The following is a 23,516-nucleotide window of genomic DNA, read 5'->3' on the forward strand; positions in this document are numbered from 1 at the left end:
GATTTTTGTTGCCTTGTGAGACTTCCGAAAGGCTTGCCAGGCAAGGATCGGGGCGGTTTTCGATAGGACTGTGGTGATAGCATTTCTCCTGTTGTTCTGTTCGGACAACGACTTTTCCATTCGGAACCCCAGGAGGCGCTGATGCACATGATGTTGATCGAAGGTATTGACGAACCGCTCATGCGATCGATTCGGTCGCGTGCGGCCATGTACGGGAGAACCCCGGAGGAAGAAGTGCTGACGATTCTGGATAACGTGGCGCGGGTTCCGGGGTTTCGCTCGCTGGGGGAAGCACTGTTGGCCATGCCGAATGTTGGACTGGACAGCGATTTTGAACGTATCAATTAAGGCAATGAGTGTCCGATGTATTTACTCGATACGAACGTTATTAGCGAGTGTCGGAAATGCGGGGGCGGTGACGAAGGGGTTCAGCGCTTTATCCGTCGGACCGATCGTGATCAATCACCGCGCTTTCTTTCGGTCATCACGCTGGGAGAACTACAGCGTGGTGTGAAAGTCCTTCGGCACCGGAATGATGCGCGACAGGCGGTGCTGATCGAGGCATGGCTCGAAAAGCTGAAACGCGATTACGCGCGAGAGATTTTGCCGGTGGACCAGACGATCTGTAACGTTTGGGCACGTCTACGCGTGCCCCATTCCGAGCACCCCATCGACAAGTTGATCGCTGCCACTGCGCTGGTGCATCGGCTTGTCGTGGTCACGCGCAACGTGAGGGATTTTTCCAGTACCGGCGTGGAGGTATACAACCCATTTGTGCACTGATCACGGTCGGTGTGAGCGCCGTACCGTCACTCGACCCATGCGCGCCGTGCGCTCGACAGGCGCCCCCACGCGACCTACAGTCGATTCTCCACCGCAAACTTGATCAACTCCGCCTGCCCTTCGATGCCGAGCTTGCGCTTGATGTTGAGCCGGTGCGTCTCCACGGTGCGGACCGACAAATCCATTTCCGTGGCAATTTGCTTGTTTGCCAGTCCGCGCGCGATCCGCGAGAGGATTTCGCGTTCGCGAGGTGTAAGCGTATCGATGGGCGCGTGCGACGTCGAGGCCTGCACCACGCGCGCGGCAATGGCGGCGCTGTAGTACGAATCGCCGCGCGCCACGCGTTCGATGGCGGTCACGATCTCGTGGGCGGGGGCATCCTTGAGCACGTAGCCGCGTGCGCCGGCGCGGACGGCCTGACGCACATATTCGGCGTTGTCATGCATCGAGAGGATCAGCACGGCGATGTGGGGGAACTGCTCGCGAAACTGGGCCGTCAGTTCAATGCCGTTCGTGCCGCGCATGCTGATGTCCATCAGCGCCAGATCCGGCGACGATGTCTTCGCCCGCGTGAGCGCTTCCTGTGCATTGCCCGCCTCACCGACGACCTGCAGGTTGGGCGAGGCATCGAAGCGTGCGCGCAGTCCATCGCGCACGAGCGGGTGATCGTCGATCAGGAGCAGTCGAATGGGATGCGCTTGCGTCATTGGTGTGAGGCTGTACGAAGCGCCGCTTTCGCGGCGGCGGGCGTGAGGGGCACCCACGCGCTGATGGTGGTAAGACCCGGCCACGACTGAATGCCGAGAACGCCGCCGACGGCATCGAGCCGCTCGCGCATATTGCGCAGGCCGATGCCATGGCTGGGATTGTGATGCACGTCGGTCACGTCGAATCCGCAGCCGTCGTCAGCAATCGACAGGTGAATGCCGTCGGGTTTGAACATCAGCAGGATCGAAACGCGCGACGCGTGCGCATGGCGTTCGATGTTGGTCAGCGCTTCCTGCGCGATGCGATAGAGCATTGTTTTGATGTTATCGTCCAGCACGGGGGCGTCGCCTTCGACTTGCATCTCGACAGGCAGATTCGCATGCGAGCCGAACTCCCGTGCGAGCTGGTCGATGGCCGCGGCCAGACCGAGATCGTCGAGCATGGCCGGGCGCAGCGCCTGCGAAATACGTCGTACTTCCCCGAGCGTGCCGTTCAACCGCTCGATGGCCACGCCCAGCGCGGTGCTGGCGGCGGCGGGCGAGCCCGGCAAACGCATCGACGCCGACTCGAGCAGTAGCTTGACCGACACCAGCAATTGGCTGATGCCATCATGCAGTTCGCGCGAAATGCGCGCGCGCTCGACTTCCTGCGATTCCACCACCTGACGCGCCAGTTGGCGCAACTTCGCATCGGCGGTCTTGAGTTCGGTGATGTTCACGACGAGCCCGCACAGGGCCACGATCGCCAGGCATGTCGAGGCGATGAGGGTGATCCAGATCAGCGTGCGATCGATGTTCGCCTGCGCGCGCTCGTCCGACGCGCGCAGCGTAGCTTCGACGTCGTCGAGATAAATCCCGGTGCCGATCATCCAGTTCCAGCGGGGCAGGGCGACGACGTAGCCGAGCTTTGGCGCCATCTGGTGCAGGGACGGCTTTTCCCACGGATATTGCACGTAGCCGCCGCCGGCGCGCGCCGCCGCGATCAGGCGCTGGATCGTGGGCGCGCCCGACGCATCCTTGAGCGACCAGAGATTGTGGCCGACGAGCTCGGGTTGGCGCGGGTGCATCAGGCTGCGGCCTTCGAGATCGTAGACGAAAAAGTAGCCGTCCTTGCCGAACTCCAGGCGGGCAAGGATGGCGAGGGCCGCCTCGCGGGCGGCGGGCGTGTCGGGGCCGTCGTACAGCGGCTCGATGGCCTTGCGCGCAAGGCCCACGTAATGCAGCAGCTCCGCCCGCTTGTTGGCCAGCGATGTGGTTTGCACAGCGTCGTGCTGCGCGCTCGAAAGCTCGTTGCCTTGGTGTCGCACGGCCAGCGCGATGGCGACCATCGCCAGGGCCACCGGCAACAGCGCCAGGACGAAAAATTTCTGTCGGAGATTCATGGCATTCGGAAAGCTGCAATGCCGCGTTTCACGGGGCTTCGCTACGTAATAGCACGTAGCGGGCCTGCGTAGTTTCGCGCTTGTGGCGCAGCGGGCAAACGCCAATACTACACGCCGAATCGTGGCCGGGGCTGCCGAGTGTCATTCGTCAGCGTCTCGCCGGTGTTACGCCAGTTCGGATGTTCACACGCCGATGCGCTGCGTAGCACCACCGGTCCTTGCTGTGCGCAGGCCCCCGAAAGAGGGGCGCGTGCTGCGAGCCACGTTCCACGGTGCCGTCATGGTGCCGGGTCAAGAGGCGGGGCAGTGCCGCAACGGCGCGGTCCCGGGTTGCTGCCTGAAGGAGGCAGTTCCGAGGAGAGACAATGAATCGCATCTGGCAACAACTGCCCTGGGCAGCGGTGGCCGTCGTCGGCGCTTGCGCGCTTGGCACGGTGGCTCTATCGCGCGGCGAAACCGTCAGCGCACTCTGGATCGTGATCGCGGCTGTCTGCGTGTATCTGATCGCTTATCGTTTCTACAGCAAGTTCATCGCGACGCGCGTCGCGCAACTCGACGGCTCGCGCATGACGCCGGCCTGGCGCCATAACGACGGCCTGGACTACGTGCCGACCAATCGCTATGTGCTGTTCGGGCACCACTTCGCGGCCATTGCCGGCGCAGGACCGCTCGTCGGCCCGGTGCTCGCCGCGCAAATGGGCTATTTGCCGGGCATGTTGTGGATTCTCGCCGGAGTGGTGTTCGCGGGCGCAGTGCAGGACTTCATGGTGCTGTTCATTTCCACGCGCCGCGACGGCCGCTCGCTGGGCGATCTCGTGAAGTCCGAACTCGGCATGATTCCCGGGGTGATCGCGCTGTTCGGCGCGTTCCTCATCATGATCATCATTCTGGCCGTGCTGGCGCTGATCGTGGTCAAGGCGCTGGCCGGTTCGCCGTGGGGCACGTTCACCGTCGGACTGACGATCCCGATCGCGCTGTTCATGGGCGTCTATACACGCTACATCCGTCCGGGCCGCATCGGGGAAGTGTCGATCATCGGCTTCGTGATGCTGATGGCCGCGATCTTTTTCGGCCAGAACGTGCACGACAGCGCCACCTTTGCGCCGCTGTTCACGTTCGACGGCAAGCAACTCACGTGGATGCTGATCGGTTACGGTTTTGTCGCATCGGTGTTGCCTGTGTGGTTGTTGCTTGCGCCGCGCGATTATCTGTCGACGTTCCTGAAGATCGGCACGATCATGGCGCTGGCCATCGGCATTCTGGTGGTCGCACCCGAGCTGAAGATGCCCGCGCTCACGCAGTTCGTCGACGGCAGCGGCCCGGTCTGGTCGGGCAAGTTGTTCCCGTTCCTCTTCATTACGATCGCGTGCGGGGCCGTGTCCGGCTTCCATGCATTGATCTCGTCGGGCACCACCCCCAAGCTGCTCGATAACGAACTCAACGCGCGCTTCATCGGTTACGGCGGCATGCTGATGGAGTCGTTCGTGGCCATCATGGCGCTGGTCGCGGCCTCGGTGATCGATCCGGGCGTGTATTTCGCGATGAACAGCCCGGCCGCCGTGATCGGTACGACGCCCGAAGCCGTGGCGCACGTCGTCTCGGGCTGGGGCTTTGCCATCACGCCGGACGTGCTCACCGCCACCGCACACGCCGTGGGCGAGAACACGATCATCTCGCGTGCCGGTGGCGCGCCGACGCTCGCCGTCGGCATGGCCCAGATCCTGCACAAGGTGGTCGGCGGCGAAGCGATGATGGCGTTCTGGTATCACTTCGCGATTCTGTTCGAAGCGTTGTTCATCCTGACGGCGGTCGATGCAGGCACGCGTGCCGGCCGCTTCATGCTGCAGGATCTGCTGGGGACATTCGTGCCGTCGCTCAAGCGCACGGATTCGTGGCCCGCGAACCTGACCGCCACCGGTCTGTGCGTGGCTGCGTGGGGCTACTTCCTGTACCAGGGCGTGGTCGATCCGCTGGGCGGCATCAATACGCTGTGGCCGCTGTTCGGTATCTCCAACCAGATGCTGGCCGCGATCGCGCTGATCCTCGCGACGTGCGTGCTCTACAAGCTCAAGCGCGAGCGCTTTGCCTGGGTGACGGTCCTGCCCACGCTGTGGCTGCTGGCCTGCACGCTCACGGCCGGGTGGCAGAAGATGTTCGATGCGAATCCGAAGGTCGGCTTCCTGGCGCACGCGGCCAATTATCAGGCGGCGCTCGCCGACGGCAAGTTGCTCGCGCCGGCCAAGTCGGTCGCGCAGATGCAGCAGATCGTGTTCAACGATTACGTCGATGCAACGCTCTCCGGCGTGTTTATGTTCGTGGTCGTATCCGTGGCGATCTTCGGCGTACGCACCATCCTCGTGGCACGCCAGGCCAACAAGCCGACGGCTCGCGAAACGCCGTTCGAGCCGATGCCGACCGGTCGTCAGGTCTGAGGCCGGGGGCGACGCCATGCTCGATGAAGTCGGTAAGGTGGGCCGGTATCTGGGGCAGGCCATGCGTCTGATGGTCGGCCTGCCCGACTACGACACCTATGTCGCGCATATGCAGGCCACGCACCCGGATCAGCCGGTCATGAGCTACGAGGCGTTCTTCCGGGAACGGCAGGAAGCGCGCTACGGCGGCAAAGGCGGCGGACGATGCTGCTGAGGCGTCGTTGGCCTCAATCGCCTCGTCAGCCTCGTTAACCCAGAAAGTGAGAACGCCCGGTGAGCACTTCACCGGGCGTTTTTTCATGGGCCGACCCGCGCTGCGCTCACATCACTTTTGCGCATCGCGAGTGAGCGTTGCCGCGACGATAGCGATCGAAGACCTGGGCGACGACGCGAACCAGCAAGCGTCCGGCCGGCAAGATGCGCAGTCCGTGGGCCTCGATGGCCACGAGACCATCGGCCGCCAGCTCGGCCAACTCGCCCAGCTCACTCGCAAAATAGCTGGCGAAGCGGATGTCGTAAGCCTGTTCGAGGGGCGCGAATTCCAGCGACATGTGGCACATCAGGCGCGAAATGACGTCGCGCCGGATATGGTCGTCGTCATCGAGTCGCACGCCACGCGCGATGGCGAGTCCGCCGGCATCGATGGCTTCGTAATACGCCTTCAGGGTCTTGGCGTTCTGTGCGTAGCTATCCCCCACCCGGCCGATGGCCGACATGCCCACCCCGACGAGGTCGCAATCGGCCCGTGTGCTGTAACCCTGGAAGTTGCGATGCAGACTGCCAGCGGCCTGCGCACGGGCGAGTTCATCGTCGGGCCGCGCGAAGTGATCCATGCCGATATAGACATAGCCCGCTGCGCTCAGGCGGGCAATGATCGTCTGCAACAGCGCCAGCTTTTGCGGGCCGTCCGGCAGGGCGTCGGGCAGGCAGCGCTGCATTTTGAACTGTTGCGGCAGATGCGCGTAGCTGAAGACCGACAGGCGCTCCGGCGCCATCTCGATCACGGCGTCGAGCGTATTCGAGAACGACTCGGGCGTTTGATACGGCAGGCCGTAGATCAGATCGAAGTTGACCGACCGGAAACCACAGCTTCGCGCGGCGTCGAGCGTGGCTTCGACCAGCGCGCGCGGCTGCACGCGATGAATCGCCGCCTGGACACGGGGATCGAAATCCTGCACCCCGATGGACAGACGATTGAACCCGAGCGCGCGCAAGGCGCGGATCGATGCCGGGCCGGCACTGCGCGGGTCGATTTCGATGGCGTACTCGGCGCTGTCGTCGAGCGTCATCACGAAATGACGGCTGATGGCCTCGACAAGGGAGGCGATCTGTTCCAACGACAGGAACGTCGGCGTGCCCCCGCCCCAATGCATCTGCGCGAGCCCGCGGCCGGCGCCGAGCAGCGACGCCTGCCGCGCGATCTCGGTATGCAGGCGCTCGACGTAGGCCTGCGCGTGGGCGCGATTGTGCGTGACGATCTTGGTGCACGCGCAGTAGAAGCACACCGTGTCGCAGAACGGCACGTGGACATACAGCGACAGCGGTTTGCCAGTGCGCTTGGACTGCGCGGCTGCGCGCGCATAGTCGTCAGCGCCGAAGTTGTCACGGAATTGCAGTGCCGTCGGGTACGAGGTGTAGCGCGGCCCGTTCACGTCGTAACGGGCGAGCAGTTGTGCATCGAAGTGAAGCGGGGCGGACGGGGCCGCGGTGTTTCGCGGCGCCGGCGGCGTGCCGCATCGTGAATGCCCGTGACCCTCGGACGACGTCCGCGACGCACAGCCGGGACATGGCGTACCAGCGTGCGGTTCGCTGGGGGCTGCGGCGTTGGCGCAAGGCGTCGACGAAAGGCGGAGCGGAGTCATGACGCGGCCTGTAACAGTAGGTGATAGAGGACTGTAGCGGCGCTGCGAACGCCGCGCCCTGACCTGCGTCAAACACCCGGCTCACGGCGCGAAAGTGGCGCGAAAGTGGCGAGAAGCAGACGTGATGGCTGACGACGTCGAGTGAATTCCCGCATCTGTCGCGGATCCCGGTGCCCTGAGGCGCATGTCACAGGGCGGTCATGCACCAAAATCGTTGCCACGTCAGGCAAGTTTCGGCTGCCTACGGTAAGCTAGCGCCTTATTGAAGTCTCCCCGCCGTGTCGACAGCCCTGGCGGCACGCACGGCCCACCCCGGAACGATCCGGGGCGGGGGTCAGGCCGGTGCCCGCGGGTGCGCGCAGCGCCGGTGAATGGCCGGCCCGCCCATGCTTGTCCTTGCCAGTACGACGCGGCACATCACGATTGGAAACACTATGGATCGTCTGCAATCGATGCGCGTTTTCGTCAAAGTGGCCGACAACGGCAGCTTTGCCCGTACGGCTGCCCAGATGGACCTGTCGGCCGCCGTGGTCACGCGGCACGTCGCCGAACTGGAATCGCATCTCGGTGTTCGCCTGCTCAATCGCACCACGCGCAGTCTGTCGCTGACCGGTGCCGGGCAGGTGTATCTCGAACGCTGCCGGCAGATCATCGACGAAGTCGACGAGGCCGACGCCCTCATCTCCAGCGCCTCACGCGATCCGAAAGGCACCTTGAAGGTCGTTGCGCCGGTGTCGTTCGGTCTACGCAACCTCGCACCGCTCGTCAAGAAGTACCAGGAGTTGCACCCGAAGGTCGTGGTCGATCTCGCGCTGACCGACCGGGCGGTCGATCTGGTGGAAGAGGGCTACGATTGCGGCATTCTGCTCACGCGCATGATCAACAGCGAAAGCCTGATTTCACGCGTGCTCGCCGAGACGCGCGTGATGTTGTGTGCTTCGCCGGCGTATATCGCCGAGCACGGCGAACCGGTCACGCCCCAAGAGCTGGGCGAGCACGGTGTGCTCGGTCTGCCGAATGACATCTGGAGCGAAGACCGCGTGTTTTCCGGCCCGGACGGCGAGGTGCGCGTGCGTGTGCAGAACAAGTTCATCTGCAACAACACGGCGCTGCTGCGTCAATCGGTGCTGCTGGGGCACGGCATTGCGTTCCTGCCGTCATATCTCGTGGGGCACGATGTGCGCGACGGCGATCTCGTCGCGCTGATGCGCAACTACTCCCAAACGCCGGTCGATGTCTCGCTCGTCTATCCCAGCCGGAAGTATCTGTCGGCCAAGACGCGCGGTTTCATCGATCTCACCGTCGAGTATTTCCGCCAGAACGAAGGCATTTCGGCGGCCGAACGCTGGGTGCCCCCCAAGATCCCGTCGCCGAGCGCGCCCACCACGGGCATTTCGGTGTGACGTAGTGCGCTTCGCGAGATGAAAAAACGGCCACTCCCGCAAGGAAGTGGCCGTTTTCATTGCCCGGCGACAACCGGGCGATGCCGTACTCGATCCGCTTAGAACGGCGGATCCTCGTCCTCGACGGCAGCGTTGTCCGACGCGCCGGACGTGGCTTCCTTCTTGACCGGCTTGGCTTTGGCCGTCGTTTTCCGGGCCGCTGTCTTCTTGGCCGGTGCCTTCGCCGCCGCGGTCTTCGTTGCCGTCTTGCGCGCCGGGGCGGCTTTGCCGTCAGCCTCGGCGTCGCCAGCCTTCGCAGCCGTCTTCTTCGGTGCCTTCGCTTCGAATTCGAAGCCGATGGTGCCGTCCTTCTGCTTGGCCAGATACGCCTTGAACGTTCGCCCCGTACGCGACGACTTGAAGCTCGTCAGCAGATCCGTCTTGCCCTCGGTCAGCAGCTTGTGAATCTGCTCGCGCGTGATTTCCTGCTGGAGAATCACCTTGCCCGACGTGAAGTCGCAAGTCTTCGGGCTGGCGACGGCGTTCTCGCAGACATAACGCATACCGTGCTCAAACACGTTTCCGCCGCACTTCGGACACTTGCCGACCGGCTCCTGTCCCGTGAAATCGGGGGCCTCACCGTCTTCGTCGCCGCTGTCCTGGCCGAAGTCGAACTCGAGCTTGTAACCCATCTCGTCGTCGGGCGAGAGCTTGAGAATGGCCGAGAACGGACGGCCCATCTTGCTGCGGAATCCCGACAGCGGTCCGATGGTCTTGTTCTTGAGCAGGTCCTCGACTTCCGGGATTTCGAACTGACGCCCGCCCGGGATCTTCGAGATCGAGAAAGCGCAGCTCGTGCACGCGAAGCGCCGATAGTTCTCTTTGACCACGCTGCCGCAATGCGGACACGGCGTGGTGAGCGTGGCGTAGTCGCCCGGGATCGTGTCCGAGTCGTATTCCTTCGCGCGCTTGACGATGGTCTGCGTCATTTGCGCGATCTCGTGCATGAACTCATCACGCTTGAGGCCGCCGCGCTCGATTTGCGAGAGCTTGGCTTCCCATTCGCCCGTGAGTTCGGGCAGCGTGAGTTCGTCGACGCCGAGCCCGCGCAGCAGTGTCATCAACTGGAAGGCCTTGGCGGTCGGATGCAACTCGCGGCCTTCGCGCACGAGATACTTTTCCGTCAGCAACCCTTCAATGATGGCCGCCCGCGTGGCCGGGGTCCCCAGACCCTTGCCCGCCATCGCCTCGCGCCACTCTCCCTCTTCAACGAGCTTGCCCGCGCCTTCCATCGCCGAGAGCAGCGTCGCTTCGCTGTACCGTGCCGGAGGCTTGGTTTGCAGGCCGACCGATTCGACCTTGTCGACGCCAACCTTCTCGTCCTTCGCGACCGGCACGAGGTTCGGCTGCTCTTCCTTGCCGTCTTTCCCGTCGCCCTGCGCTTCCTTGCCGTAAATGGCCAGCCAGCCAGCGTTGACGAGCACCTTGCCTTCGGTCTTGAAGTGATGGCCCACCACTTCCGTGATCCGGGTCGTCACCTGATACTCGGCCGCCGGGAAGAACACCGCCAGGAAGCGCTTGACGACGAGGTCGTACAGCTTTTGTTCCGGCTCGGAGAGGTTCTTCGGCGCCTGCAGCGTCGGGATGATGGCGAAGTGATCGCTGATCTTGCTGTTGTCGAAGATCCGCTTGTTCGGCTTGACCCAGTCCTTGCTCAGGATCTGGTTGGCGAACTGGTGGTAGTTGTTGCTCTCCTTGAGCACGGCCATCGTCTCCTTGACGGTGGCCAGATAGTCTTCCGGCAGCGCGCGCGCGTCGGTACGCGGGTACGTCAGCACCTTGTGCTTTTCATACAGCGCCTGCGCCAGACCCAGCGTGTTCTTGGCAGAGAAACCGAAGCGGCCGTTGGCCTCGCGCTGCAAGCTCGTCAGGTCGAACAGCAGCGGTGAGAGTTGCGTCGACGGCTTCGATTCTTCCGTGACCGTGCCCTGCTTGCCGCGCACCGCCGCCACGACCGACTCGGCCGCCGCAACGCTCCACAGACGCGAATCGCGCTGCTCCGGATCGAATTCGTTGCGCTTGAAGCTCGGATCGAACCAGCGGCCTTCGTAGAAGCCTGAGGCGGCAACGAAATCGGCGCGCACTTCCCAGTAGTCGCGCGACACGAACTTGCGAATCTTCTCTTCGCGCTCGACCACGATCGACAGCGTCGGCGTCTGCACGCGACCGACGGTCGTCAGGAAGAAACCACCGCCCTTGCTGTTGAACGCGGTCATGGCACGCGTGCCGTTGATGCCCACGAGCCAGTCGGCTTCGGCGCGGCTGCGCGCGGCGTCGGCCAGCGGCAGCATGTCGTCATCGCTGCGCAGGCGACTGAAGCCGTCACGAATCGACTGCGGCGTCATCGATTGCAGCCACAGCCGCCTGACCGGCTGCTTCGCCTTCGCGTGTTGCGCAATCAGGCGAAAAATCAGTTCCCCTTCGCGTCCCGCGTCACAGGCGTTGATCAGGACGTCCACGTCCTTGCGCTTGATGAGCCGCGTGAGCACCTTCAGACGCGACTCGCTCTTGGCGATCGGCTTGAGGTCGAAATGCGGAGGAATCACGGGAAGGTTGGCGAAACTCCACTTGCCGCGTTTGACTTCATAGTCTTCCGGCGCGCCGATTTCGACGAGGTGGCCAACCGCCGACGAGACGACGTAGTCGTCGTTCTCGAAGTACTCGTCATGCTTGGTAAAGCCCCCCAACGCCCGCGCGATGTCATTCGCGACGGACGGTTTCTCGGCAATGATCAGAGCTTTTGACATGACGTTAGGTAATGGTGAGGGGGCGTCGGCAAGCGACATTCGTTGGCTTTATAACATATAGCCAGTCCGGCGTTGCCGTCGGATCGGGCACAAGGCATGCCTGAAAGCGGCACATCATAAGCGCGTCGCAAGCCGGCGGCAAGCGCAGGCCCGGCGGCGCGGCCCCACCGCTGCGACACGGCGTCGCGCTTTGCCTGATGCGCTTGCCGGTCGGCTCCGACGGGGCTATCCGGCAAGCAGGTGCTCGCGCAGCGCAGGGGCGGCCACCGTCGCGTCGCCCAGCACTCGCGCGTCGAGCATACGGTCGAGAATGCCGACGGCCGGCAGCACTGGGCCAAAAAAACGGGCTTGTCCCGCCGGCTGCTGCGCATCCTGAACGAGCAGGGTCGGAAAGTTCTCGATGTCGTGATCGTCGAGCCAGTCGGCGTGCGTCTCGATATCCACCCAGACGAAGCACAGCGCCGGATGGCGGGCCGCCAATTGCTCGAACGCCTGCGCATACTCGCGGCAGGTGCCGCACCACGCCGCGCACATGCAGGCCACGAGACGCGTGTTGCCATCGGCCAGCGCGGCAGCCAGCGCGGAGCGGTCGGCCACAGGATCGAAAACGGGCATGGTGTCGGTGATGTCGGTATCTCGGAATTGGGAGGGGGCGCAGCGGCGACCGGCGCATTTCAGGCATCGGCCTCGGCGACCCGGGCATTCGTCAGCGTACGCCCCGGTCGGTCTGCCGGGCAAATCGTCCGCCGGCCAGTCGGGCGATCCGGCCGTCGAGTTCAAGCACGCTCAGATGCGCAAGCACGGTGGTGATCGCCAGGCCGGTGCGCCCGCAAAGGGTGTCCGCGCTGACCGGATCATACCCCAGCGCTTCCAGGACTGCTGCCATGCCGGGGGGCGCGGCGGTGGGCGTCGCCACGGTGGCGCGGGCCGTCGGTGGGCCACTGGCGCGCACGGTCTCGGCCATGCTGAATAGATCGGTCGCCGCGCCGTCGGACGGCGGGCGCCTCGATACACGGGCCTGTCCGCCATGTGCGCTTTTGCGCGCATTTCCCGCGCTTCCCCTGTCCGACAGGGGGAGCGTTTCCACGCTCGGCGCGGGCGGCGCAATGCCCAAGGCTTCGAAGACGTCGTCGGGCGATGTCGCGAGCGTGGCACCGTCGCGGATCAACGTGTGGCAGCCGCGGCTTTGCGGCGCGTGGATCGAGCCGGGCACGGCGAGCACGTCTCGGCCCAGATCGCCTGCCAGACGTGCTGTGATCAGCGATCCCGAGTGCGTGGTGGCCTCGACGACCACGGTGCACCGTGCGAGCGCGGCAATCAGCCGGTTGCGCCGCGGGAAGTGATCGGCACGCGGTGGTGTGCCCACGGGGAACGCGGACAACACGAGGCCGCGCTCAGCGATGCGCTCGGCCAAGTCGCGATGATGCGTCGGGTAGACGAGATCAGGCCCCGTGCCCACGACGGCGCAGGTGCCGCCCGCCGTCTCGAGCGCGCCTTCGTGCGCGGCAGCGTCGATGCCTGCCGCCAGCCCCGACACGACGGTCACGCCCGCGTCGCCGAGCGCGCGGGCGAAGTGTCGCGCGTTGTCGCGTCCCTGCGGCGTGGCGCGGCGGCTGCCGACAAGCGCCGCCGCAATGGCCCCGGCGCGGTTTGGCAGACCGGCATCGCCGCGGCAATACAGGATTGGGGGGGCGTCGCCAAGCGTCAGCAGCTCACGCGGGTAGGCCGGCTCGGACAACGTGACGACCGCACACCCGGGACGACTGGCCCAGTCGACGGTACCGGCGATCTGTGCCGTCAACTCGGCGGACATCGGCGCGAGCAGCCTGTCCACGAGCGTGTCCGGCAGCACGCCAGCGAGCCTGGCGCGCGACGCCCGGAAGATCGCTTCAGGCACCCCGAATGCCCTCAGCAGACGCCGTACCGCAGCCGGGGGTACCCCGGGCGTGTGGCACAGCCGCAGCCAGTCCTTGATTTCCGCGCGGTCGGCCCCGATATGAGGGCTATCGTGCGTGGCGTCGGTGTGAAGGGCGCTTTCGCGGGACATGACGTCAGAACGGGCCTCGGGACAGGGCTCGGCGCAAGAGGCTCGGGCGGGTCGCGCGTGGCCCGCCGTCAGCGTCGAGAGGGGCGCTATGCTAAAATTTTTCATCATCCGGTAAGCATTGACCGGGGGGCCAAGGCGGATATCCCCTGCGGCGCGAGCATCGCGACGCAGCTGCCATCGCAGGATTGTGCGTTCACGGCCACTCGCAGGGCAATGCGGCGAATTCCCGTTTTCATCATGGCATTACTGACAATTCTTCAATATCCCGATCCGCGTCTGCACAAGGTGGCCAAGCCGGTTGCCAAGGTCGACGATCGGATCCGCAAGCTCGTCAAGGACATGGCCGAGACCATGTACGACGCCCCCGGCATTGGCCTCGCGGCCACGCAGATCGACGTGCACGAGCAAGTCATCGTGATGGATCTCTCGGAAACGCGCGACGAATTGCGCGTGTTCATCAATCCCGAGATCGTCTGGCGCAGCGACGAACAGAAGGTTTATGAAGAGGGCTGCCTCTCGGTGCCCGGCATCTATGACGAAGTCGAGCGCGCCGACCGCGTGCGCGTGCGCGCCCTGAACGAGCAGGGTGAGGCGTTCGAACTGGACGCCGACGGCCTGCTCGCCGTGTGCATCCAGCACGAGATGGATCACCTCAAGGGCCGCGTGTTCGTCGAGTATCTCTCGCCGCTCAAGCGCAACCGCATCAAGCAAAAGATGAAAAAACAGGTCGAACGCGCCTGAACCACTCCGGCGGCGCCCAGCGTGGGCGCGGCCGGTAAAGTCCTCTATACTTGCAGCGCTCGCGGGCGCGTGTGTCCGCTTTCTGCCGCTGCGACGGGGCGTCATCGAACGTCTGCCGTCGGGCCAACTCCCGACTGTTTGCCGAGATGTCCATCGCCATCGCTTCGTCGTCCTCCCGCACCCGCACGATCTACTGGCTGAGCGCCGCGCTCCTGTTTGCCTTCCTGCTGGCGGGCCTGTTCGACCGCGACCCCTGGAAAGCCGACGAGCCGTATTCCGTAGGCATGGTGCTCAACTTCTTTCGCGGCCACGATCTGGTCGTGCCGCACGTGGCCGCCGATCCGTTCGTGGAGAAGCCCCCCGTGATGTACTGGACGGGCGCGTTCTTCGCTCGGCTGGCGTCCGGTGTGCTGCCGGTCTTCGATGCGGCCCAGCTCGCGGTGCTCGCCTGGCTGGTCATTGCGGTGATCTGTGTCGGCCGGCTGGCGCAACGCCTCTACGGCCCTGCGGATACGCAAAATACGGACACATTCAACTGGCTCGCGCCCATGCTCATGGTAGGCAGCTTCGGGGCCATCGAGAACATTCACAAACTGACGGCGGATGTGCCGCAACTTGCAGGCGCCGCGCTCGCGCTGGCGGCGCTGGCCCGCTTGGCCAAAGCCGAGAACTCGTCGCGCTTGTGGGGACTCCTGTTCGGCACGGGCGCCGGAATTGCCTTTCTGAGCAAGGGCCTGCTGGTGCCCGGTGTGCTGGGTCTCACCGCACTGGTCGTGCTCGCCGTGCCGGCGTATCGTACGCGCCGCTATGCGGGGGCGCTCGGCTGGGCGGTGCTGGCGTCGCTGCCGTGGCTGGTGATCTGGCCTGCGTTGTTCTGGCATGCCTCGGAGCCACTTTTCATTGAGTGGTTCTGGGATAACAACTTCGGTCGGTTCTTCGGCTTTGTCCATCTCGGCGGAGAACGCACGACCTATGGCAGCGATCTCGCGAGCCTGATCGGGCTGACCTTTCCGGCGGGCTGGCTCGCGCTGGGCGCGCTGATCGCGCAACTGCGACAGGGCGGCGGGTTACGGCGTTACGTGATCGATTTTCCGGAGCAGGCCATGCTCTGGCTGTACGCCGGCTTGTTCGTGGCGACGCTCGTCGCGTCGTCGGCCATTCGCGACATCTATATGTTGCCGCTCTTTCCGGCTATCGCGGTGCTGGGTGCGAACGCACGCTTGCCAACGTGGCTCGAGAAGGCGTGGTCGGGCGTGGCGCTCGTGCTCATGAGTGCGCTGGGACTGTTCCTCTGGGTGCGTTGGGGGCTGCAACTGACCGGGAACGGGCACGTCGCCGCGGGCCCGATCGGCAAGTGGCTGCCTCTCGATTACGTGCTGCCGTTCTCGCCGGGGCTGGTGCTCGCGGCGGTTGTCGTCGCCGCGTTGTGGGTGAGTGCCATCGTGCACCGCCGTCAGCTCGGTGCCCTGGTCTTCGGTTTCGCCGGGCTGATGTTCGTCTGGGGAACGCTTTCCACGCTGTTGCTGCCCTGGATCAACGAGGCTCGCAGCTACCGCACGCCGTTCGAGGGACTGCGTGAGTCGCTTGCCCATGCGGCGCCACATGGCACGCCATTGGCGACCCGATGCGTCGGGTCGTTCAACGTCGGCGAGTCGGAGCGCGCCATGCTCGACTATTTCATCGACGTGCGTCCGGTACAGCTTCCGGATCTGGCGGATGCGTCGCGCTGCGACGTGCTGCTGGTGCTCGACAAGGCCAACGCGCGCATCCCCGCGCCGGACGGCTGGCGTGAGATCTGGCAGGGCGGCCGTGCAGGCGATACCAACGAGCGCTTCCGCGCCTTCGTGGCGCCTTCGACTGCGGTGGCCGCGTCCGCCGCCGGCACCGTCAAATAAGTTATCGCGTTAGCCCAAGGAAGTTCGTCATGACGCTTCGCATCGTCTTCGCCGGTACGCCGGAATTCGCACAAACCGCGCTTGCCGCCATCGACGCCGCTGACTTCCCTGTCGAGTTGGTGCTCACTCAGCCGGATCGTCCGGCCGGTCGCGGCATGAAGCTGCACGCCAGTCCGGTCAAACGATACGCCCAGACGCATGGCATGCCGGTGTCGCAGCCGGCGTCGCTGCGCCGTAACGGCAAGTTTCCGGAGGAAGCCGCGGCCGCCATCGAACAACTGCGCGCGCTGGCACCCGATGTCATGGTCGTGGCCGCTTACGGCCTGATCCTGCCGCAGGAAGTGCTCGATCTGCCTCGATACGGGTGCCTGAACATTCATGGCTCGCTGTTGCCGCGCTGGCGCGGTGCGGCACCGATCCATCGTGCCATCGAGGCGGGCGACGCCGAGACCGGCATCACTATCATGCAGATGGACGCCGGCCTCGACACCGGCGCGATGATTCTGCGCGAGGCCGAGCCCATCCGCCCGGACGACACCACGGCGACGCTGCACGACCGCATGGCGGCGCTTGGCGGCAAGTTGATCGTCGACGCCTTGCGTCAGCTCGCGCGCGACGGGCATCTGCCGAGTGTTGCCCAGCCCGACGCCGGGGTGACCTACGCGGAAAAGATCGCCAAGCAGGAAGCGGTGCTCGATTGGCGCAAACCCGCCGAGGGACTGGCGCGCCAGGTCCGGGCGTTCGATCCTTTCCCGGGGGCGCTCGGCACAGTGCACGACACCCCCGTCAAGCTGTGGCGCGCGTGCGCCGTGGCGGGCAAGCCGGGGGCTGCCCCCGGCACCGTTCTCGACGTGAGCGCCGACGCGATCGTCGTCGCATGCGGGGCGGGCGCGCTTCATGTGACTGAGTGCCAGAAGCCGGGCGGCAAACGTCTGCCGGTACGTGAATTCCTTGCGGGGTTCGCACTGGCGCCCGGCGATGTTTTCGCGGCAGGCCACCCGCCGGCGAAGTAATATCGACCGAATCGACCGTTCTGTTCATTGAAACCGTACGGAAAAATCGTAAAACGTCACGGAATCGGCGGGAAATTCCAGCGAACGTCTGAAAAGTATCGATGCGAACGCCGCTGCCGTTGAATTTTTGACGACCGGCACCATCTAACGCCCGAGGACACGCAAAGTGCGTGGTTTCCTCGGGTCATCAAGATTTGCAGAGGAGAACACCATGTTCAATTGGATGAAGACCACCCTGCTGATGGCGGCCATCACCGCGTTGTTCATGGTGGTGGGCGGCATGATCGGCGGCAGGCAGGGCATGATGCTCGCGCTGGCGTTCGCGCTGGCGATGAATTTCTTTTCCTACTGGTTCTCGGACAAGATGGTGCTGCGCATGTACAACGCGCAGCAAGTCGACGAGACGAGCGCACCGCAGTTTTACAACATGGTGCGCGAGTTGTCGCAGCGTGCCGGGCTGCCGATGCCGAAGGTCTACCTGATCAACGAGGACGCGCCCAACGCGTTCGCGACCGGGCGCAATCCCGAGAACGCGGCCGTGGCTGCCACGACCGGCATTTTGCGTGTGCTCTCCGATCGAGAGCTGCGCGGCGTGATGGCGCATGAGCTGGCGCACGTGAAACATCGCGACATTCTCATTTCGACGATTTCCGCCACGATGGCCGGTGCGATTTCTGCGCTCGCCAACTTCGCCATGTTCTTCGGTGGGCGCGACGAGAACGGCCGCCCCTCCAATCCGATCGCGAGCATTGCCGTGGCGATCCTCGCGCCGTTGGCCGCCTCGCTGATCCAGATGGCGATTTCGCGCGCGCGTGAATTCGAGGCGGACCGCGGCGGCGCGGAAATCTCCGGCGACCCGCAGTCGCTGGCGATGGCGCTCGACAAGATTCATCGTTATGCGCAGGGTATTCCGTTCGAGGCGGCCGAGCAGCATCCGGCCACGGCGCAGATGATGATCATGAACCCGCTGTCCGGCGGCGCGATCGCGAATTTGTTCTCGACACACCCGGCGACCGAGGAGCGCGTCGCCCGACTGATGGAGATGGCGCGCACCGGGCAGTATCCGGCCTGATCGCGCGCCGCATGCACGAAAGTGAGGCCTGAGCTCGTCGGCCATGGCCTCGCCCGCCGGCGCGGGCGTCACCGTCCGGCGCGCATCACCAGTCTGCTATTCTGTGGCCCGACAGCCGTCCGATATCTCCCATGCCCGCCGTCGCGCGGGCATGTCCGTTTGTAGAAAGCCCATGCCGCAATCGAGTCTGCCCACCGAATCCCTGGCCTATGCGCTGCAGCGCGCCGCGCAGGCCCTCGAATCCGTCCAGAAGGGCACCGCATTGCCGCAAGCGCTGGCACAGGCCACCACGCAATGCGCACCGACCGTGCGGGCCGCCGCACAGGATCTCGCTTACCGCGCCGTGCGCCGGCTGGGCAGCAGCCGCGCGTTGCTCGCCTTGCTCGTCAAGCCCGCACTGCAAGCGCGCGTGCGCGACATCCTGCTGTGCGCATTGGCGTTGCTGCAAGACGCCGCCGAGGATGCTGCGTACACCGAATTTACGGTCGTCGACCAGGCCGTGGAGGCGATTGCCGTGCAGCGTCGCACCGTCGCCGCGAAGGGGTTGGCCAACGCGGTACTGCGTCGCTTCCTGCGCGAGCGCGAGCGCCTGATGGCCGAGATCGCGAAGCAGCCCGAAGCCCGCTGGAACTACCCCGCGTGGTGGATCGACACCGTGCGCGCAGGCTATCCCGATCGATGGGAGACGTTGCTTGCCGCCGGCGACAGCCGCGGGCCGATGACGCTGCGCGTGAACACACGTCGCGTCAGTGTGGCCGCCATGCAGGCAAGTCTGGCGGCGGCGGGCATGGATGCCGAGATCATCGGCCCGGTCGCGTTGCGGCTCGCGCAAGCCGTGCCGGTCGACCGTCTGCCGGGTTTTGCCGACGGATGGGTGTCGGTGCAGGACGCCGGGGCACAACTGGCCGCTCCGCTCGTGCTGGGCGAGTCACCGCGTACCGGCATGAGGGTGCTGGACGCATGCGCTGCCCCGGGCGGCAAGACCGGCCATTTGCTGGAATTGGCCGACGTGCAGGTCACGGCGCTCGAGTCGGATCGCCTGCGCGTGCCGCGCATCTACGAAAACCTCGAGCGTCTGGGACTCAGTGCGGACGTGCGCATCGGCGACGCCGGCACGCCGTCGAAGTGGTCCGGCGGCGGCTGGGACGGCGTGCCGTTCGATCGCATTCTGGCGGACGTGCCGTGTTCGGCGTCCGGCATCGTGCGGCGTCATCCGGATATTCGCTGGCTGCGTCGCCGGGCCGACATTGCGGCCCTGGTCGAAGAGCAGCGGCGCATTTTGCTGGCGCTCTGGGACACGTTGGCCGTGGGCGGCGAGTTGATCTATGCGACGTGCTCGATCTTCCCGGCGGAAAACGAGCAGCAAGCGCAATGGTTTGAACGTATTCGCACAGATGCGGTACGATTGGACGCTCCCGGGCAATTGCTGATGACCCCTGGCGGCGCCCACGACGGCTTCTATTACGCTCGCTTCCAGAAACGGTGACCTTTTCCCAACGGCTACTGGCCAGTTTGCTGCCGCTGCTGCTGTGCGTTTTTGCGCTCGGCTTCGCTGCGCCCGCGCGCGCCGAAAATGACATCCAGGTGCGCGAAGCGCGGCTCGAGCCGTCCGAGGGCGGCTGGTTGCTCGACGCGCGCTTTGCCTTTGAGCTCAACAGCAGCCTGGAGGACGCGGTCAATCGCGGCATCTCGCTCTATTTCACAACCGACTTCGAACTCACTCGCTCTCGCTGGTACTGGTTCGACGAGAAGGTCGTGACCACGTCGCAGAGCGTGCGGTTGTGGTTCCAGCCGCTCACGCGTCAGTATCGCGTCTCCAGCAATAGTGGGAACAGCAGCAACAGCGGATTGCAGCTTGGCTTCGGCTCGTTGCGCGAGGCGCTCGCGCTCGTGCGCAATGTGAGCGGTTGGCGCGTCATCGAGAAGGGCGTCGTCAAACCGGGCACGCAATATCAGGCCTCGGTACGCATGCGGCTCGACAATGCGCTGATGCCCAAGCCGTTCCAGATCGACGCGGTCAACAATCGCGACTGGAATCTCAGCTCCGACTGGGCGCGCTTCATGTTCTCGCCCGCGCCACCGTCGGCGGCGGCCAGCGCTCCGGCGCTCCCGGTCGTAGCGACGAGCACGCCGCTCGACCCCGTGAATCATGCGTTCCGTCTAAGGGGCCATTTGCCACTTGCCTTCAGCGCGGCGCTGCCGCCCGGAGTCGCCCGTGTCAAGTAACGGCGGCGGCCTGCTCAAGCGCATCGTCATTCGCACGCTGATCGTCACGATGGCGCTCGTGGCCATCGGGCTGTTCGGCCTGCTTGCGCTGGCATCGGCCAATACCGAATTCTTCGATCGCTACTATTCGCTGCTCTACACCGCGAACATCGCGGTGGCGATCATCTTCGTCTTCATCGTCGGTGCGCTCGTCTGGATCATTCTTGCGCGGCTGCGCGAGCGACGCTTCGGCACGCGACTTCTCGCCAAGCTGGCCATCTTCTTCGCGCTGGTGGGGGTGCTGCCGGGCGGCATCATCTATCTGGTGTCGCTGCAGTTCGTCTCGCGCAGCATCGAGTCGTGGTTCGACGTGCGCGTCGAGACGGCGCTCGACTCCGGACTCGAACTCGGACGCGCCATCCTCAACAACGGTCTGTCGGACCTCAGCGCCAAGGCGCAACTCGTGGCCGACAACCTTGCGTCGAGCGGCGACAAGGGGGGGACGCTCGCGCTGCTGCGCATGCGTGACCAGTTCGGCCTGCAAGACGCGACCATCGTCGACGGCAATGGGCGTGTGCTCGCGTCGGCGTCTGGCAGCTTCAATGCGCTGGTGCCGGATCTGCCGACGCCGCTCATGCTGCGTCAGGCGCGCACGCAGTCGCGCGGCTATACGGCCATCGAAGGCGGCAGCGAGGGCTACGACAAGCATCAGGCACGAGATCAATTGCGCTGGCGCGTGGTGATCCGCATTCCTTCCGGGTACACGTCGTCATTGCAAGACGAAGAGCGTTTCCTGCAAGTCACGCAACTGGTGCCGGCCAATCTTGCGCAGAACGCCGAGGCGGTGCAGAGCGCCTATCGCGAATATCAGGAAAAGGCGCTGGGCCGCACGGGCCTGCGAAAGATGTATATCGGCACGCTGACGCTGTCGCTGTTCCTCGCCACGTTCGTGGCGATGATGCTCGCGCTGGCACTCGGCAACCAGCTCGCGCGGCCGCTTTTCTTGCTGGCACGCGGCACGCAGGAAGTCGCGGCAGGCGATTTGTCGCCGAAAGGGGAAATGCGCACCAACGACGAACTGGGCTTCCTGACGCAGGCGTTCAATGCCATGACGCGTCAGTTGTCCGACGCGCGCGCCACGGTCGAGCGCAATCGGCTGGCGCTTGAAAGTTCGAAGGCGCACTTGGAGAGTATTCTGTCGAGCCTCACGGCCGGCGTGTTCGTATTCGACCGCGACTTCCGCCTGACGACGGCCAATGCCGGCGCCGAACGCATCTTCAAGCAGAGCTTGCAGGGTGAGCTGAACCGCTCGCCCGCGCATATTCCGGCGTTGGTGGAGTTTGGTGAGACGCTGCGTCGCGCGTTCGCCGATCGCGATGCGAACGCCGATCTCGGCCCGGGCGGGCACTGGCAGCAGCAGATCGGTCTGACGCTGCCGGGCGAGACCGATGCCGTGACGCTGCTCGTGCGCGGTTCGCATTTGCCGGAGCCGATGGTCGCGGTGGCGGGCGTGCCGACACGTGCGGGCGGCGGCTACGTCGTGGTGTTCGACGATATCAGCGATGTGATTTCGGCACAGCGTTCGGTCGCGTGGGCCGAGGTGGCGCGGCGTCTGGCACACGAGATCAAGAATCCGCTCACACCGATCCAGCTCTCCGCCGAGCGGCTGCAAATGAAATTGTCCGACAAGCTGCCGCCGGCCGATGCCGAGGTGCTGCGCCGGGGCGCGACGACCATCGTCAACCAGGTGGCGGCCATGAAGCGCATGGTCGACGATTTCCGCGACTACGCGCGACTGCCGCCAGCGATCATGCATTCGCTGCAACTCAACGAGTTGATCGGCGAGGTGCTGACGTTATACGGGGTGGATGAAGGGCGCGGCGCGATTCGTCCGAATCTGGATGCGGACCTGCCGGAGATACGCGGCGACTCGACGCAATTGCGTCAGGTTATTCATAATCTGCTGCAGAATGCTCAAGATGCCGTCAGCGCAACCGAAAAGCCTCTTATCACGGTGGAAACGAAGACAGTAGAATACGCAGGAACGGACATGCAGCCCGGCGAACCGAAACGCACGGCAGTGCGCTTGACGATCACGGACAACGGGCCGGGCTTCCCGGCGCGCATTCTGACCCGCGCATTCGAGCCCTACGTGACCACGAAGTCGAAGGGCACCGGGCTCGGACTCGCGATGGTCAAGAAGATCATCGACGAGCATCAGGCGCGCATCGACATTCGCAACCGGCCATTACCCGAGGGCGAAGGCAGTGCAGGCGCACAGATTTCGATCTTGTTTACTCAATTGGCTGACGACCAGGAACTGTCGCGCAACAAGCCGGCAGAACACACGAAGGTAGCGTAAATGGCAACCATTTTGGTGGTGGATGACGAAATGGGGATCCGGGAGCTGCTCTCCGAGATTCTGAGCGACGAGGGGCATGTCGTGGAGGTCGCGGAGAACGCGCAGGAAGCGCGGGCCTTTCGCGCCGCGCACACGCCCGATCTCGTGCTGCTCGATATCTGGATGCCCGATACCGACGGCGTAACCTTGCTCAAGGAATGGGCGGCGCAGCAGTTGTTGACGATGCCCGTGATCATGATGTCGGGCCACGCCACGATCGATACCGCCGTCGAGGCGACCAAGATCGGTGCCCTCAATTTCCTCGAAAAGCCCATTGCCCTGCAGAAGCTGTTGCAGGCGGTGGAGCAGGGGCTCGCGCGCGGCAAACGCGAACTGTCTGGCGGCGCGCCCAGCGCATTCGCCGCCGATGACGATGCGCCTGACGCGGGCGTCTTCGGCGAGAGCGAACCGCGCCACGTGGGCGGGGGCCTGAACGGCTCGGCGGTGCATCACGCGCCGCTCGGCGCGCACGATCTCGATGGCGGCGTCGCGGGGGCGGTGGTGGGCATGTCGGGCGACATCTCGTTCGACGTTCCGCTGCGCGAGGCGCGCGATGCGTTCGAGCGTGCCTACTTCGCCTACCATCTGGCCAAGGAGCACGGCAGCATGACGCGCGTGGCCGAGAAAACGGGCCTGGAGCGCACGCACCTGTATCGCAAGCTCAAGCAACTGGGCGTGGAGCTCTCGAAGAGCAAGACATGACGGAGGTGCGGCGCGCCCGAGCGCGCTGCGACGCCGCTTTCCAGCGGATTTTTTCAACGAGGGGCTTGCGCGAAGCGTCGGCAGT

General features: G+C 64.8%; 18 protein-coding genes and 1 pseudogene. 13 read left to right on the forward strand and 6 right to left on the reverse strand.

Going from position 1 to position 23,516, the window contains the following annotated elements; translation table 11 throughout:
• Positions 1-147 precede the first annotated feature (147 nt).
• Together OYT13_RS00700 and OYT13_RS00705 are read left to right on the forward strand one after the other, a co-directional pair.
• Positions 148-348, forward strand: a complete 201-nt coding sequence (locus OYT13_RS00700) for a DNA-binding protein (protein WP_130024507.1) — start codon at positions 148-150, stop codon at positions 346-348.
• Positions 349-363: 15 nt separating this feature from the next.
• Entirely contained in the window at positions 364-783 is a 420-nt protein-coding gene (locus OYT13_RS00705; protein ID WP_017233795.1) for a type II toxin-antitoxin system VapC family toxin, read from the forward strand.
• 74 nt (positions 784-857) lie between these two features.
• On the opposite strand, the gene OYT13_RS00710 is transcribed toward OYT13_RS00705, so the two are convergent.
• Positions 858-1,490 (reverse strand): response regulator transcription factor, encoded by a 633-nt coding sequence (locus OYT13_RS00710; protein ID WP_150562011.1) that lies wholly within the window; start codon positions 1,488-1,490, stop codon positions 858-860.
• Positions 1,487-2,872, reverse strand: a complete 1,386-nt coding sequence (locus tag OYT13_RS00715; protein ID WP_017233793.1) for a cache domain-containing protein — start codon at positions 2,870-2,872, stop codon at positions 1,487-1,489. Before OYT13_RS00715 ends, OYT13_RS00710 begins: the two co-directional genes overlap by 4 nt.
• 365 nt (positions 2,873-3,237) lie before the next feature.
• Here OYT13_RS00715 and OYT13_RS00720 point away from each other — a divergent pair, with 365 nt between their 5' ends.
• Positions 3,238-5,304 carry a carbon starvation CstA family protein gene (locus OYT13_RS00720; protein ID WP_017233792.1) on the forward strand — a complete coding sequence of 689 codons (2,067 nt, stop codon included), beginning with the start codon at positions 3,238-3,240 and terminating at the stop codon, positions 5,302-5,304.
• 16 nt (positions 5,305-5,320) lie between these two features.
• Positions 5,321-5,518 carry a YbdD/YjiX family protein gene (locus OYT13_RS00725; RefSeq protein ID WP_017233791.1) on the forward strand — a complete coding sequence of 66 codons (198 nt, stop codon included), beginning with the start codon at positions 5,321-5,323 and terminating at the stop codon, positions 5,516-5,518.
• A gap of 106 nt (positions 5,519-5,624) precedes the next feature.
• On the opposite strand, the gene hemN is transcribed toward OYT13_RS00725, so the two are convergent.
• Positions 5,625-6,956 (reverse strand): oxygen-independent coproporphyrinogen III oxidase, encoded by a 1,332-nt coding sequence (gene hemN, locus OYT13_RS00730; RefSeq protein WP_268567135.1) that lies wholly within the window; start codon positions 6,954-6,956, stop codon positions 5,625-5,627.
• Between the two features lie 644 nt (positions 6,957-7,600).
• Here hemN and OYT13_RS00735 point away from each other — a divergent pair.
• Positions 7,601-8,569: a LysR family transcriptional regulator gene (locus tag OYT13_RS00735; protein WP_017233789.1), complete on the forward strand. Its 969-nt coding sequence runs from the start codon at positions 7,601-7,603 to the stop codon at positions 8,567-8,569.
• Between the two features lie 98 nt (positions 8,570-8,667).
• On the opposite strand, the gene OYT13_RS00740 is transcribed toward OYT13_RS00735, so the two are convergent.
• The 3 genes from OYT13_RS00740 to dprA form a co-directional block, all read right to left on the reverse strand.
• A complete protein-coding gene (locus OYT13_RS00740; RefSeq protein ID WP_017233788.1) occupies positions 8,668-11,355 on the reverse strand; it encodes a DNA topoisomerase III in 2,688 nt (895 codons plus the stop codon).
• Between the two features lie 225 nt (positions 11,356-11,580).
• Positions 11,581-11,970 (reverse strand): thioredoxin family protein, encoded by a 390-nt coding sequence (locus OYT13_RS00745; protein WP_261939413.1) that lies wholly within the window; start codon positions 11,968-11,970, stop codon positions 11,581-11,583.
• Positions 11,971-12,061: 91 nt separating this feature from the next.
• Entirely contained in the window at positions 12,062-13,402 is a 1,341-nt protein-coding gene (dprA, locus tag OYT13_RS00750; RefSeq protein ID WP_268567136.1) for a DNA-processing protein DprA, read from the reverse strand.
• Positions 13,403-13,639: 237 nt separating this feature from the next.
• On the opposite strand from dprA, the gene def reads away from it, so the two are divergent.
• The 8 genes and pseudogenes from def (at position 13,640) to OYT13_RS00790 (ending at position 23,431) form a co-directional block, all read left to right on the forward strand.
• A complete protein-coding gene (gene def, locus OYT13_RS00755; protein ID WP_026131609.1) occupies positions 13,640-14,143 on the forward strand; it encodes a peptide deformylase in 504 nt (167 codons plus the stop codon).
• 146 nt (positions 14,144-14,289) lie between these two features.
• On the forward strand, positions 14,290-16,038 hold the full coding sequence (locus OYT13_RS00760) for an ArnT family glycosyltransferase (protein WP_268567137.1): 1,749 nt from the start codon (positions 14,290-14,292) through the stop codon (positions 16,036-16,038).
• A 29-nt stretch (positions 16,039-16,067) separates the two neighbouring features.
• Positions 16,068-17,051, forward strand: coding sequence for a methionyl-tRNA formyltransferase (gene fmt, locus OYT13_RS00765; RefSeq protein ID WP_150562017.1), 984 nt, complete (start codon positions 16,068-16,070; stop codon positions 17,049-17,051).
• A 211-nt stretch (positions 17,052-17,262) separates the two neighbouring features.
• A complete protein-coding gene (htpX, locus tag OYT13_RS00770) occupies positions 17,263-18,123 on the forward strand; it encodes a zinc metalloprotease HtpX (protein WP_017231986.1) in 861 nt (286 codons plus the stop codon).
• A gap of 172 nt (positions 18,124-18,295) precedes the next feature.
• Positions 18,296-19,609: a 16S rRNA (cytosine(967)-C(5))-methyltransferase RsmB gene (rsmB, locus tag OYT13_RS00775; protein ID WP_261939410.1), complete on the forward strand. Its 1,314-nt coding sequence runs from the start codon at positions 18,296-18,298 to the stop codon at positions 19,607-19,609.
• Positions 19,606-20,199: pseudogene (locus OYT13_RS00780) on the forward strand (DUF4390 domain-containing protein); the annotation flags it as partial. The gene rsmB and the pseudogene OYT13_RS00780, both read left to right, overlap by 4 nt.
• Before the next feature lie 199 nt (positions 20,200-20,398).
• Positions 20,399-22,690 (forward strand): sensor histidine kinase, encoded by a 2,292-nt coding sequence (locus OYT13_RS00785; protein ID WP_254440897.1) that lies wholly within the window; start codon positions 20,399-20,401, stop codon positions 22,688-22,690.
• Positions 22,691-23,431, forward strand: coding sequence for a response regulator (locus OYT13_RS00790; RefSeq protein WP_261939409.1), 741 nt, complete (start codon positions 22,691-22,693; stop codon positions 23,429-23,431).
• The last annotated feature ends 85 nt before the right edge of the window (positions 23,432-23,516 follow it).

The organism is Pandoraea sp. XJJ-1 (genome assembly GCF_026802345.1).
Lineage (GTDB): Bacteria > Pseudomonadota > Gammaproteobacteria > Burkholderiales > Burkholderiaceae > Pandoraea > Pandoraea cepalis.